This window comes from Mycobacterium sp. ENV421 (assembly GCF_002887815.1).
Lineage (GTDB): Bacteria > Actinomycetota > Actinomycetes > Mycobacteriales > Mycobacteriaceae > Mycobacterium.
This window is the reverse complement of the sequence record NZ_PDHO01000007.1, coordinates 113,610-125,336: the sequence shown is the minus strand read 5'-3', so window position 1 is coordinate 125,336 and position 11,727 is coordinate 113,610. Positions and strand designations below refer to the sequence as shown.

Sequence of the window (11,727 nt, the reverse complement as noted above, 5' to 3'; positions counted from 1 at the left end):
TGTACGGCCCCACCATCGGTCAGCGGAGCGACACGTCGATCACGAGCGGGCGATGGTCGGAGATGGGCAGCACCGGCGTGCCCGCCTCGCGGGCCACCAGACCGTCGTGGTCGGTGAGGATGTGGTCGAGCTGACGGTCCGGGCAGTGCAGCGGAAACGTCGGCGCGCTGGCCAGCGAACGCAAACCGGTGTGCCGGCTCGGCGACGCCCCCGACATGTTCAGGTCGCCCATCAGCACCCGCGGCCCGGGCAGGCCCTTCAGGTCACGAGTGAGGCGGCGCAGCTGGACTCGGTTCCACCCCGGCACGAACGACAGGTGTGTGTTGGCGACGGTCATCACGCCGAGCGGGGTGTCCAGCTGTGCGAGCATCGCCGCCCTCGGCTCCTCGTGAACGATCTGCACCCGGTTGGGGTCGGGGAGATACATCGGGAAGCGCGCCGGAATCCGGGGCAGCCGTAGCACTTGCCAGGAGATCGCCGGATAGCGCGACAGCAGCGCGATGCCGTAGCCGGCCGTCCCCGGTTGCTCGCTGCCGGTGGCGGCCATCCAGGTCGCTCCCGGCGTGCCGGAGATCGCGGCGACGAATCGGTGCGCGACGGCGCCCATCGCCGCGGCCGCGATCGCGGTGAGGTCGGCGAGCGACGAGCGCGGTTGATCGCAGTCGACTTCCTGCAGGGCCAGCACGTCAGGGTTCAGCCGGTGAATGCACTCGGACAACCGCTCCAGATTGACCTGCCCGTCATCCAAGCTGCGACCGTGCAAGATGTTGAAGGTGGCCATCCGCATGGGTACCAGGTACCCGTGCAGGCCCGAGTTGAAGACTTCGCTCGGCATCACCGCCTGACGGCGGCGGCAAGTAACGCCGACACCGCCCGCGCCGCGTCGACGACCTCGGCGGGTTCGAGGATCTCGAACGCGATACCGGGCATCGCCAGATACAGCACCAACGCCATGGGGTTGTCGGCACCGGTGACGACGATGCAGGTGCCGGGCCCGTCATCCTCGATGGTTACCGTGGTAGGCGAGAAGTGCTGTTCCATAACGCTTTTCGCGGCCCGGTAGCGCACCCGGGCGACATGGCGGTAGGGCGACGCGGTGATGGCGCGACGGACGTAGGCGGCGGCGTCGGGGGCGTCCCGCGCGATGAAGGTGCTCCCTTTCGCGTGAACCTGGGCCATCCGGTCCAGCCGCAGGCTGCGCCAGTCGTCGCGGTCGCGGTCGTAGGCCAGCAGGTACCACCGCCGGCCGGTGGTCACCAGCTGGTAGGGCTCCAGGCGCCGGCTGGTCGAGGCACCAGCCCGGTCGACGTAGTTGACGCCGACGTGTTCAGAGTCCCGGCAGGCCCGCGCCAGCGTCATCAACACCTCGGGATCCACCGGCGACTCGGCTTCGGGGGTCAGCGTGACGGTGGCATCGTGCACGGCGGCGACCTGTGAACGCAGCCTGCCCGGCATCACCTGATCCAGCTTGGTCAGTGCGCGCAGCGCCGCCTCCCCCACGCCGGCGACGCTGCCACCCGCGGCCAGCCGCAGACAGACGGCCATGGCGACGGCTTCGTCGGAGTCCAGCAGCAGCGGCGGCAACGCGGCCCCCGCACCGAGTTGGTAGCCACCGCCGTGGCCGGTGCTGGCGTGGACGGGATACCCGAGGTCGCGCAGCCGCTCCACGTCGCGGCGCACGCTTCGGGCGGTCACCCCGAGCCGCTCTGCCAGCTCCGCTCCGGGCCACACCCGGCGTGATTGCAACAGGCCCAGCAGCTGCAGCACCCGGCTCGTCGTGGCGGACATTGCTTCAGTCTCGCGCACTCTGCGGACAGAAGCTGTCCGCAATACGTGCAAGCCTAGGGATATGACGTGGACGACGCAGCTTGCCGACCAGCTGGACTGGCACTGGTCCAACGCCCTGCGGCCCCGCCTGGACGGGCTGACCGATGACGAGTACTTCTGGGAGCCGGTCGCCGACTGCTGGACCGTGCACGGGGAAGGGCGCCCCGGCGGGCTGGAGCGAAGCGACCCGGGGCCAATTCGGATCGACTTCGCCTACCCGCCGCCGCAGCCCGAACCCGTCACCACGATCGCGTGGCGCCTGGCCCATGTCGTCGTCGGCGTTCTCGCGATGCGCAATCACTCGCACTTCGGCGGCCCGGCTGCCGATTATCAGAGCTGGCCCTACGCCACGGACGCGGGGACGGCACTGGTCCAACTCGACGACGCCTACACGCGTTGGATCACCGGCGTACGGGGGTTGTCCGACGACGACCTCGCCCGACCGTGCGGGCCGGCCGAAGGCCCCTACGCCGATTACGCGCTATCCGAACTGGTCTTGCACATCAACCGTGAGGTCATCCATCACGGTGCCGAAATTGCTTGTCTCCGAGATATTTACGCCCATCGATGACCCCGGGAACCACCGAAAGGACCGTCATGCCCACCCTCGCCCCACCTGTCCGCGATGAACGGCACGCGCTGCGCGAATTCCTCGCCTACCACCAGAGCGCGTTCGTAGCCGTCGCGTACGGCCTCACCGATGAGCAGGCTCGAGCGACGCCGACCGTCAGTTCGCTGTCGATCGGAGGGTTGATCAAACACGTGACCGGGGTGCAGCAGTCCTGGATGCAGCGGGTGGCCGCGGCCCCTGACGAACCGCAGGCCGATGACCGCCCGTTCGAGGAGCGTGCGCAGGAGTACCAGGAGCAATACCTGATGCAGCCCGACGAGACCCTGGCCCAGCTCATGGAGAATCTCGTTGCCCAGAACGCCGCGTCGCTGCGGTTGGTCGAGACCGCCGATCTCGACGCCGCGGTGCCGGTGCCGCGCGACGCACCGTGGTTCCCGAAAGATGTCGACGCCTGGTCGGTGAGGTGGGTCCTCGAGCACCTGATCTCGGAGTTGGCGCGGCACGCGGGCCATGCCGACATCATCCGTGAATCCATCGACGGCGCAACGATGTACGAGCTGGTCGCGGCGGCCGAAGGCATGGCACCCCAGCCGTGGCTGGCCCCGTGGCGCGCCAACGGGTGACGGGTCACTCCTTGTAATCGAAGTCGACGTCGGCCAGCAGCCAGAATTCGGCGATCTTGCCGTCCCGCAGATGGTAGAAGTACGCGGCCTCTGATCGATATCGCTCGCCGGTGCTGATCAACGTGGCGCTGTAGTGAAAGCGAATTGCGAAGCGGTCGTCGCCGGCAATCAGATCGCCGATCTCATAAACCGGGTCGATAAACGTTTTCCGGTCGAAATCCAGCCGGTGGACCACGTCGTCATACCCCAATTGATCCGATCCACGCGGGCTGTCGTGGTGTCCCACCACGTCGTGGTGGTAGAAGTCGGCGACGTCGGTCGAGTCCAGCCGGCGCCAGATTTCGTCCATCAGACGACATGCGAATTCATGGGTTTGCGCACAATCCACTACCCCAATGTGCCAGCAGAAATTGGGGTACCACGTGCATTTTTGGCAGACTGGCAAGAATGAATTCGACCAAACACCGCGAAGTAGCCAAGCTCGATCGCGTTCCGTTGCCGGTCGAGGCTGCCCGCATCGGCACAACCGGGTGGCAGCTCACCCGCACCGGCGCACGAGTGCTCACCAAACTGCCCGGGCGTGGCCGCTGGCAGGACAAGGTCATCAAGGAGATCCCGCAGACCTTTTCCGACCTCGGACCCACCTATGTGAAGTTCGGTCAGATCATCGCGTCCAGCCCCGGTGCCTTCGGTGAGAATCTGAGCCGGGAGTTCCGCGGCCTGCTGGACTCGGTGCCGCCCGCGGACACCGTCGAGGTGCACAAGCTGCTGCAACAGGAGCTCGGTGGAGACCCGGCCAAGCTCTTCGCGAAGTTCGACGAGCAGCCGTTCGCGTCGGCCTCGATCGCCCAAGTGCATTTCGCGACGCTGCACACCGGTGAGGAGGTCGTGGTCAAGATCCAGCGGCCGGGCATCCGCCGCCGGGTGGCTGCCGACCTGCAGATCCTCAAGCGCTTCGCCCAGCTCGTCGAGCTCGCCAAGCTGGGCCGGCGGTTGTCGGCCCAGGATGTGGTGGCCGACTTCTCCGACAATCTCGCCGAAGAGCTCGACTTCCGTATCGAGGCGCAGTCGATGGAGGCGTGGGTCTCGGGTCTGCACGGGTCGCCGCTGGGCCGCAACATCCGGGTTCCGCAGGTGCACTGGGAGTTCACCAGCGAGCGCGTGCTGACCATGGAACGCGTGCACGGCGTGCGTATCGATGACGTGAAGGAGATCCGCAAGAAGGGGTTCGACGGCACCGCGCTGGTCAAGGCGCTGCTGTTCTCCACGTTCGAGGGCGGCCTTCGGCACGGCCTGTTCCACGGTGACCTGCACGCCGGCAACCTGCTGGTCGACGACGACGGCCGGATCGTCTTTCTGGATTTCGGGATCATGGGTCGCATCGACCCGCGGACCCGCTGGCTGCTGCGCGAACTCGTGTATGCACTTCTGGTCAAGAAGGATCACGCGGCGGCGGGCAAGATCGTCGTGCTGCTGGGCGCGGTGGGCACCACCAAACCGGAGAAGGAAGCCGCCAAAGATCTCGAAGAGTTCGCGGCTCCCCTCACGCTGAAGACGCTCGGCGACATGTCCTACGCCGAGATCGGCAAACAGCTCTCCACCCTGGCCGACGCCTATGACGTCAAGCTGCCGCGCGAGCTGGTGCTGATCGGTAAGCAGTTCCTGTATGTCGAGCGGTACATGAAACTGCTGGCACCCAAGTGGCAGATGATGAACGACCCGCAGTTCGGCGGATACTTCGCCAACTTCATGGTCGAGGTCAGCCGCGAGCACCAGAGCGACGTCGAGGTCTGATGGAAATCCGCACCGGCACAGCCACCGTCGCCGAAGACATCGAGCTGTACTACGAGGAACTGGGCAACCCCGGCGACCCGGCAGTGTTGCTGATCATGGGGCTCGGCGCACAGCTTCTGTTGTGGCGCAACGGTTTCTGCGAGAAGCTGGTCGACCAAGGCTACCGGGTGATCCGCTACGACAACCGCGATGTCGGGCTGTCCACCAAGCTGCACGGTCAACGGGCCGGCGGCGGTTTGGTGCCCAAGCTGGCGAAGTCCTATGTCGGGCGGCCCAGTTCATCGGTGTACACGCTGGAGGATATGACCGACGACGCCGCGGCATTGCTCGATCACCTCGGGGTCGAACAGGCGCACATCGTCGGCGCCTCAATGGGCGGGATGATCGCGCAGATCTTCGCGGCGCGATACAGCCGGCGCACCAAAGCGTTGGGAATCATCTTCTCGTCCAACAACTCTGCGTTCCTTCCTCCCCCGGCGCCCCGGTCACTGCTGTCGTTGATCACCGGTCCGCCACCGAATGCACCGCGCGATGTGATCGTCGAAAACGTGGTGCGGGTCGGCAGGATTCTCGGTAGCCCCGGCTATCCCGTTCCCGACGAGCAGGCGCGCGCCAATGCGATCGAGGCCTATGACCGGTGTCACTATCCGCAAGGAATCGCACGGCATTTCGCCGCGATACTGGGCAGCGGCAGCCTGAAGCACTACGACCGTCAGATCACCGCACCGACCGTCGTCATCCACGGCCGCGCCGACAAGCTGATGCGCCCCTCGGGTGGTCGCTCGATCGCCTCGACGATCCCGAATGCGCGCCTGGTGCTGTTCGACGGCATGGCGCATGACCTGCCCGAAGCCCTCTGGGACGACATCGCCGGCGAGCTCAAGACCACGTTTGCCGAGGTCAGCTAGGTAATGACGGTTATCTTTCGGAATCGTCTGCTCCCAGCCTGACCGGCTAGCATCGGGGTTGCACAGCGGTGATCGCCCATCCCACGGGGGGGATTTGTGGTTGCTGCCTAAAGCATTCATGCGAAAGGCACACCGACATGGCCAAACGGCTGAAACCTCACTTCGAGGATGTACAGGCCCACTACGACTTGTCTGATGATTTCTTCCGACTCTTCCTTGACCCCACTCAGACGTACAGCTGCGCGTACTTCGAGAAAGAGGACTACACCCTCGAGCAGGCTCAGATCGCCAAGATCGACCTGGCTCTGGGCAAGCTGGGCTTGCGGCCAGGGATGACCTTGCTGGACGTGGGCTGCGGCTGGGGCGCAACGATGTTGCGCGCGCTGGAGAAGTACGACGTGAACGTCATCGGCCTCACGCTGTCGAAGAATCAGCGTGATCACGTCGAGCAGGCGTTCGCCGAGTCCGGCAGTCCTCGGGACAAGCGCATCGAGCTCATGGGCTGGGAAGAATTCCACGAGCCCGTCGACCGGATCGTGTCGATCGGCGCCTTCGAGCACTTTGGCTTCGACCGCTATGACGACTTCTTCTCCATGGCCTACAAAGTCTTGCCCCACAACGGCGTGATGCTGTTGCACACCATCACCTCGTTCACGCTTCCGCAGATGACGGAGCGCGGTCTGCCGTTGACGTTCGAGATCGCGCGGTTCGTGAAGTTCATGCTCACCGAGATCTTCCCGGGCGGGCGGCTGCCGACCGTCGAGAAAGTGGAAGAGCATTCGACCAAGGCCGGCTTCACGCTCACGCGGGTCCAGTCGCTGCAGCCCCACTACGCTCGCACGCTGGATTGTTGGGCGGAGGCGCTGGAGGCCAACCGCGACAAGGCCATTGAGGTGCAGTCCGAGGAGGTCTACGACCGGTACATGAAGTACCTCACCGGCTGCGCGCACGGATTCCGGGTAGGGTACATCGACGTTGACCAGTTCACGCTTGAGAAGCAGGCGAAAGAAACGCCCGGTTAGGGCACTGTTTGGCCATCGTTTAGGTGAGCCGAGACGGTATGGTCCAGATCACAAAGTGCATACTGGTGCGCGCGCAAAAATCACGTGCGGGGGCCGTGATGCAGGCAGATAAGCAGAATCAGGAAGGCTGTAACTCTCATGCCCGAGGCAACTGAAACCAAGGACATGCGGCCCCATTTCGAGGACATCCAGGCTCACTACGACCTCTCGGATGACTTCTTCGGGTTGTTCCAAGATCCGACCCGCAAGTACAGCTGTGCGTACTTCACCGGGCCCGATGTCACCCTCTCCGAGGCGCAGGTCGCCAATGTAGATCAGCATCTCGACGCCCTCGAGCTCAAACCGGGAATGACGCTGCTCGAGGTGGGCTGCGGCTGGGGCCTGACGTTGCAGCGCGCAATGGAGAAGTACGACGTCAACGTCATCGGACTGACGTTGTCCAAGAACCAGAAGGCCTATTGCGATCAGCTGTTGGCCGGGATCGACAGCGAGCGATCGTTCGACGTCCGTCTCGAGGGCTGGGAGCAGTTCCACTCACCCGTCGACCGGATCGTCTCTATCGAGGCCATCGAGCATTTCGGATTCGAGCGCTTCGACGACTTCTTCAAGAACAGCTTCGACATCCTGCCCGAGGACGGCCGGATGACGATACAGAGCAGCTGCGGCTACCACCCGTACGATCTGCAGGCTCGGGGCAAGAAGCTGACCTTCGAGTTGGCCCGCTTCGCCAAATTCATGGTCGACGTGATCTTCCCCGGCGGCCGTATCCCGAGCACCAAGATGCTCGTCGAGCACGGCCAGAAGGCGGGCTTCGTCGTCCCCGAGCCGCTGTCGCTGCGCAATCACTACATCAAGACCCTGGGCATCTGGGCCGCGCGCCTGGAGCAGCACAAGGATGAGGCGATCGCCGCGGCCGGCGAGGACAGCTACAACAACTACATGCGGTATCTGACCGGCTGCCAGTACTACTACGTCGACGAGGCGCTCGACGTCAGTCTCGTCACCTACCTCAAGCCGGGGGCCGCCGCCTAGCAGGGATTTCTCCCTCGGCGAATCTCCGAGTGCAGTCCATGGGCCCGAGTTAATCTCGGGCCCATGGCTGTTGGGCGGCTCGCTGATCCGAATTGCACCCTGGGCACCGATCCGCGATCGGATCCCCGGATGGTGGCGGCGCTCGCCCCACTCGGGCTGGCTGACGTGCTTCCGGATGCGCCGCTGACCATCGACTCGCCGTTGACGGATCGGTTGGCGTACGCGGCGGCCGCCGAGGAAGCGGTCGGTGGAGTGATCTCGATGCTGGCTTCCGCGGCTCCGTCGCCGGCAGGTGTCAGCACCACCACGGTGACCATCCCGGGCGCCGAGGGCCACGAGATCACGCTGTTCGTCAGTCGGCCGGATCGCGCCGACGGTCCTCTTCCGGCGGTGGTGCATTTCCACGGCGGTGCAATGGCGATCGCCAGCGCCGCGGACGCCGGGTACCGGCACATACGGGAGAGCATGGCCGCGACCGGCCTGGTGGTGGTCGGCGTGGAATTCCGCAACTCCGGCGGCCGCCTCGGCGCACATCCGTACCCGGCCGGACTGAACGACTGCGCGGCCGCGACCCGGTGGGTGCACGCCAATGCCGCGGACCTCGGCGTGAGCCGGCTGATCGTGTGCGGCGAGTCCGGCGGCGGGAACCTCACGCTGACCACCGTCCACAAGGCCAAGCGAGAGGGATGGCTCGACGAGATCGCCGGCGCCTACGCCCACTGCCCCTATATCTCCAACCGCTGGCTGAACTACCCCGACGATCTGCCGTCGCTTCGGGAGAACGACGGATACTTCATCAGTTGTCAGCAGGCCGCCCTGCTGGGCTCGATCTACGATCCCAACACTACGCACGCCGGAGACGCCACCTGCTGGGCCGGTGCGGCCACCGACCCGGATCTTGCTGGTTTACCACCGCACGTGATTTCGGTGAACGAACTTGATCCGCTGCGCGACGAAGGCTTGCTGTACTACCGACGTTTGCTGACGGCCGGTGTTCCGGCCGTCGGCCGAGTCGTAGCGGGAACCTGTCACGGGGGAGATCTGCTGTTCCCAGCAACTATGCCGGACGTCTTCGACGCGTCCGTGCGCGATGTCAGCGGCTTCGCATGGTCGCTGACGCGGTGATGGTCTGTCGCACCCCTTCTCGCCAGCCAACCGCCTAGTTAACAAAATACCGGCTCACGAGACGGTGCTGGAAGAGGGTGGCCGTAGGCCGCTTACCGTCAATCCGCACACCCTGCGCCAACGCGATCGAGGGTTGTTACGCAGGAAAATTCCTGGCAACGGGCGCCACTTTTCGGTTGACAGGACCTGGGTGGTATGGGACTCTTTCCTTGACTTCTAAGGCACTGCCTAGCAACAGCCTCAGGAATCCACAGCAAAATTTATAAGGGGGGTTCAGATGAGTACTGCAGCAAGCAAGATCTCGGCCATGTCGACCAAGCTTCAGGTGGGTACTGCGGCCGTGGCGGTCGCCACTGCTGCTGCGATCACGCCGGCTGTCGCCCATGCCGCACCGAGTCTGGCGTCAATCTCCGAGGGCCTGGGTAACTCCGCCGAACTCCTCGTCGACCCCGTGGTCATCGTCGACACTCCGAGTGCCGCGGTCGCAACACCCGGCTCCAACAAGAAGGCGGCGGCCAACGCCACGCCTCCCGCGCAGGTCATCCAGACCTTCATCTCCGGGTTCGTCGATGCCGCGCAGAGCGCCGTTAAGGCAGGCGTCCAGTACTTCGGAACGTTCGTCTACGGCGGGTTGGCTTTCACTGGGCTTGCCTTCAACCTCGCCGGCCAGATCCTTCCGGGCCCGCTCGGTGACGCGTTCACGAATATTGGCAACGGATTCGACAACGCGGCCAACAATGTTGCGAAGGCCATCAAGATCGGCCCCTACTCCACATCGAGCTAAGCAATCTACGAAAACGACTCGTCAGTTGTTGTCAATCGACAGCTGCCGAGTCGTTTTTTGTTGGTCGGCCGACGCGGCTGCACTAACGCAGACGCACTGGAGCATGGGGAATTGACTGAGTGAAGTTCTTTTCGCGACGACCGTCCAATGATGAGCCGGGCGAAGACCACGGCGACGAGCGGCGCTGGTTTCGGCGGCGCGAGGTTGTCTACGGCGCGGTTGGCATCTTGGCCGTAGCGGTCGCGTTCGTGTGCTGGCTCGGCATCCGCGCACAAGCAGCCAAAATCAGTCTCGAAGAAGCCCGCAGCAGTGCGCAGCAAGCCAAAGAGGCACTGCTGCAAGGAAATACGAAGGATGCGTCACGCTACGCGTCCGACGCGAAGTCACATGCGCAGGACGCGCGGGACGCAACCCACTCGGTGCCGTGGAACATCGTGTCCGCGCTCCCCTGGATCGGGAGTCCTTTCAAGACCGGGCAGCAGATATCGGACGTGGTCCTGGGCTTGGCCGCGGAAGTCTTGAAGCCCACCGCCGATGCCGGTACCACTGTCGCGCCTGACCAACTGCTCGCCAACGGCCGGCTGGATGTGGCGGCGCTGCGCAAAGAAGAACCTGTGCTGAGCAAGATCGCGGCAGACGCAGCTCGCCTCAACGACGCCGCACAGGCAATTTCGGATCCGCGGTACGTCTCTGCCATCGCCGGGGCACGGACACAGCTTCAAGCGCAGACATCCGATCTGGCCAAGTTGCTGGGAAACACGGCCCTGGCCGCGCAGATCGCACCATCCATGATGGGCGCTGACGGCCCGAGGTCGTACTTCATGGCCTTCCAGACCAACGCGGAGGCGCGGGGAACTGGTGGACTACTCGGCGGATTCGGGGTCCTCCGCTTCGACGCGGGCAAGCCAAGCGTCGACAACCTGGGGCCGAACTGGGATCTCGCCAAACCGTTCAAACCCTTCTCGATCAACCAGGAGTTCGACGAGCAGTACGGGTTCACCAACCCCACCACAGATTTCCGTAACAGCAATCAGAGCTCGCACTTCCCGTACGCGGCCCAGATCTGGAGGGAGATGTGGGCCCAGGAGTCGGGTATGAAAGTCGATGGGGTAATCGCCATCGATCCGTTCGCCCTGAGCTACATCCTCGCCGCCACCGGACCGGTGACCACGCCCGACGGCCAGACGGTGACCAAGGACAACGTCGTCGAGCTGACCGAGTCGACGGTTTACGCCCGTTTCCCCACGGACCAGCATGCGCGGAAGCAGTACCTGCAGGACATTGCTGCCGAGGTGGTCAAGAAGATCACCAAGCCGGTGGAATCGCCACGGAAGCTGCTCGAGGCCTTGGGCCGAGCGGTCAGCGAGCGCCGCATCTCGGTGTGGAGCGCGCGGCCGGAGGACCAGACGCTTTTGGAAAAGACGCCGTTGGCGCACGAGATTCCCGACGACGCGGCACCGTACGCAGAAGTTGTCGTCAACAACCTTGGCGGCAACAAGATGGACTACTACCTGGATCGGCAGATCGAGTACGTCGCCGACGGTTGCGACGGCGACAAACGAATGTCGACGGTGACCATTCGGCTCACCAACACGCTCTCCGATGTGTCGGGTCTGCCTGACTATGTCGCCGGCCGGCCGGGATTCTGGCCCGAGATCTCGGGCGATATTCCGGCGGGCACGATGCTCACGTCGGTCCGTCTTCTCACCACTCGGGGCGCCGACGTCATCAGCGTGCTGGCCAACGGCAAGCGGACGCGTGTCTTCGGGGCCACCGAGCGCGGACACCCGAGCTTCGAGTCGCAGGTGGCCATCCCGCCGGGAAAGACGGTCGAGCTGATCTTCCGTCTTCTCGAGCCAATTGCGGCAGGTCCGGCACGAGTGCCGGTTCAGCCGCTGGCCGACAACGTAGCCCCGAAGGTTTCGGTGCCGACGTGCACGAAATGAGCCGAGTTCCAGGACCAAGGTGCGTCCAACGGTGCAGTCTGGTCGGTGGGCCCGCAACGGCACTCGGGGAAAGCAAAACGGTAGGCTCCCTGATC

The 11,727-nt window shown here is 64.5% G+C and carries 12 protein-coding genes; 9 read left to right on the top strand and 3 right to left on the bottom strand.

Going from position 1 to position 11,727, the window contains the following annotated elements:
• Positions 1-19 precede the first annotated feature (19 nt).
• Both CRM90_RS11440 and CRM90_RS11435 read right to left on the bottom strand, forming a co-directional pair.
• Positions 20-787, bottom strand: coding sequence for an endonuclease/exonuclease/phosphatase family protein (locus tag CRM90_RS11440; protein WP_102807192.1), 768 nt, complete (start codon positions 785-787; stop codon positions 20-22).
• Positions 788-834: 47 nt separating this feature from the next.
• Positions 835-1,788, bottom strand: a complete 954-nt coding sequence (locus CRM90_RS11435; RefSeq protein ID WP_102807091.1) for a helix-turn-helix transcriptional regulator — start codon at positions 1,786-1,788, stop codon at positions 835-837.
• A 61-nt stretch (positions 1,789-1,849) separates the two neighbouring features.
• Between CRM90_RS11435 and CRM90_RS11430 the strand changes: the two genes are divergently transcribed.
• Together CRM90_RS11430 and CRM90_RS11425 are read left to right on the top strand one after the other, a co-directional pair.
• Complete coding sequence (locus tag CRM90_RS11430) at positions 1,850-2,398, top strand: DinB family protein (protein ID WP_102807090.1); 549 nt, start codon at positions 1,850-1,852, stop codon at positions 2,396-2,398.
• A gap of 26 nt (positions 2,399-2,424) precedes the next feature.
• Positions 2,425-3,021 (top strand): DinB family protein, encoded by a 597-nt coding sequence (locus tag CRM90_RS11425; RefSeq protein ID WP_102807089.1) that lies wholly within the window; start codon positions 2,425-2,427, stop codon positions 3,019-3,021.
• A 4-nt stretch (positions 3,022-3,025) separates the two neighbouring features.
• On the opposite strand, the gene CRM90_RS11420 is transcribed toward CRM90_RS11425, so the two are convergent.
• On the bottom strand, positions 3,026-3,370 hold the full coding sequence (locus CRM90_RS11420; RefSeq protein ID WP_102807088.1) for a nuclear transport factor 2 family protein: 345 nt from the start codon (positions 3,368-3,370) through the stop codon (positions 3,026-3,028).
• A gap of 98 nt (positions 3,371-3,468) precedes the next feature.
• On the opposite strand from CRM90_RS11420, the gene CRM90_RS11415 reads away from it, so the two are divergent.
• The 7 genes from CRM90_RS11415 (at position 3,469) to CRM90_RS11385 (ending at position 11,632) form a co-directional block, all read left to right on the top strand.
• On the top strand, positions 3,469-4,815 hold the full coding sequence (locus CRM90_RS11415) for an ABC1 kinase family protein (RefSeq protein WP_102807087.1): 1,347 nt from the start codon (positions 3,469-3,471) through the stop codon (positions 4,813-4,815).
• Positions 4,815-5,723, top strand: a complete 909-nt coding sequence (locus CRM90_RS11410) for an alpha/beta fold hydrolase (RefSeq protein WP_102807086.1) — start codon at positions 4,815-4,817, stop codon at positions 5,721-5,723. The genes CRM90_RS11415 and CRM90_RS11410 overlap by 1 nt, the downstream gene beginning before the upstream one ends.
• Before the next feature lie 137 nt (positions 5,724-5,860).
• Complete coding sequence (locus tag CRM90_RS11405; protein WP_102807085.1) at positions 5,861-6,745, top strand: cyclopropane mycolic acid synthase family methyltransferase; 885 nt, start codon at positions 5,861-5,863, stop codon at positions 6,743-6,745.
• A 138-nt stretch (positions 6,746-6,883) separates the two neighbouring features.
• On the top strand, positions 6,884-7,777 hold the full coding sequence (locus tag CRM90_RS11400) for a cyclopropane mycolic acid synthase family methyltransferase (RefSeq protein ID WP_102807084.1): 894 nt from the start codon (positions 6,884-6,886) through the stop codon (positions 7,775-7,777).
• 63 nt (positions 7,778-7,840) lie between these two features.
• Complete coding sequence (locus CRM90_RS11395) at positions 7,841-8,902, top strand: alpha/beta hydrolase (RefSeq protein WP_102807083.1); 1,062 nt, start codon at positions 7,841-7,843, stop codon at positions 8,900-8,902.
• Between the two features lie 277 nt (positions 8,903-9,179).
• On the top strand, positions 9,180-9,686 hold the full coding sequence (locus CRM90_RS11390; RefSeq protein ID WP_102807082.1) for a hypothetical protein: 507 nt from the start codon (positions 9,180-9,182) through the stop codon (positions 9,684-9,686).
• Positions 9,687-9,805: 119 nt separating this feature from the next.
• Complete coding sequence (locus tag CRM90_RS11385; RefSeq protein ID WP_102807081.1) at positions 9,806-11,632, top strand: DUF4012 domain-containing protein; 1,827 nt, start codon at positions 9,806-9,808, stop codon at positions 11,630-11,632.
• The last annotated feature ends 95 nt before the right edge of the window (positions 11,633-11,727 follow it).

Excerpts from the sequence above, each read along its gene's own strand:
- CRM90_RS11440 (WP_102807192.1), bottom strand. The coding sequence starts at position 787 with ATGCGGATGGCCACCTTCAACATCTTGCACGGTCGCAGCTTGGATGAC.
- CRM90_RS11435 (WP_102807091.1), bottom strand. The coding sequence starts at position 1,788 with ATGTCCGCCACGACGAGCCGGGTGCTGCAGCTGCTGGGCCTGTTGCAA.
- CRM90_RS11430 (WP_102807090.1), top strand. The coding sequence starts at position 1,850 with ATGACGTGGACGACGCAGCTTGCCGACCAGCTGGACTGGCACTGGTCC.
- CRM90_RS11425 (WP_102807089.1), top strand. The coding sequence starts at position 2,425 with ATGCCCACCCTCGCCCCACCTGTCCGCGATGAACGGCACGCGCTGCGC.
- CRM90_RS11420 (WP_102807088.1), bottom strand. The coding sequence starts at position 3,370 with ATGGACGAAATCTGGCGCCGGCTGGACTCGACCGACGTCGCCGACTTC.
- CRM90_RS11415 (WP_102807087.1), top strand. The coding sequence starts at position 3,469 with ATGAATTCGACCAAACACCGCGAAGTAGCCAAGCTCGATCGCGTTCCG.
- CRM90_RS11410 (WP_102807086.1), top strand. The coding sequence starts at position 4,815 with ATGGAAATCCGCACCGGCACAGCCACCGTCGCCGAAGACATCGAGCTG.
- CRM90_RS11405 (WP_102807085.1), top strand. The coding sequence starts at position 5,861 with ATGGCCAAACGGCTGAAACCTCACTTCGAGGATGTACAGGCCCACTAC.
- CRM90_RS11400 (WP_102807084.1), top strand. The coding sequence starts at position 6,884 with ATGCCCGAGGCAACTGAAACCAAGGACATGCGGCCCCATTTCGAGGAC.
- CRM90_RS11395 (WP_102807083.1), top strand. The coding sequence starts at position 7,841 with ATGGCTGTTGGGCGGCTCGCTGATCCGAATTGCACCCTGGGCACCGAT.
- CRM90_RS11390 (WP_102807082.1), top strand. The coding sequence starts at position 9,180 with ATGAGTACTGCAGCAAGCAAGATCTCGGCCATGTCGACCAAGCTTCAG.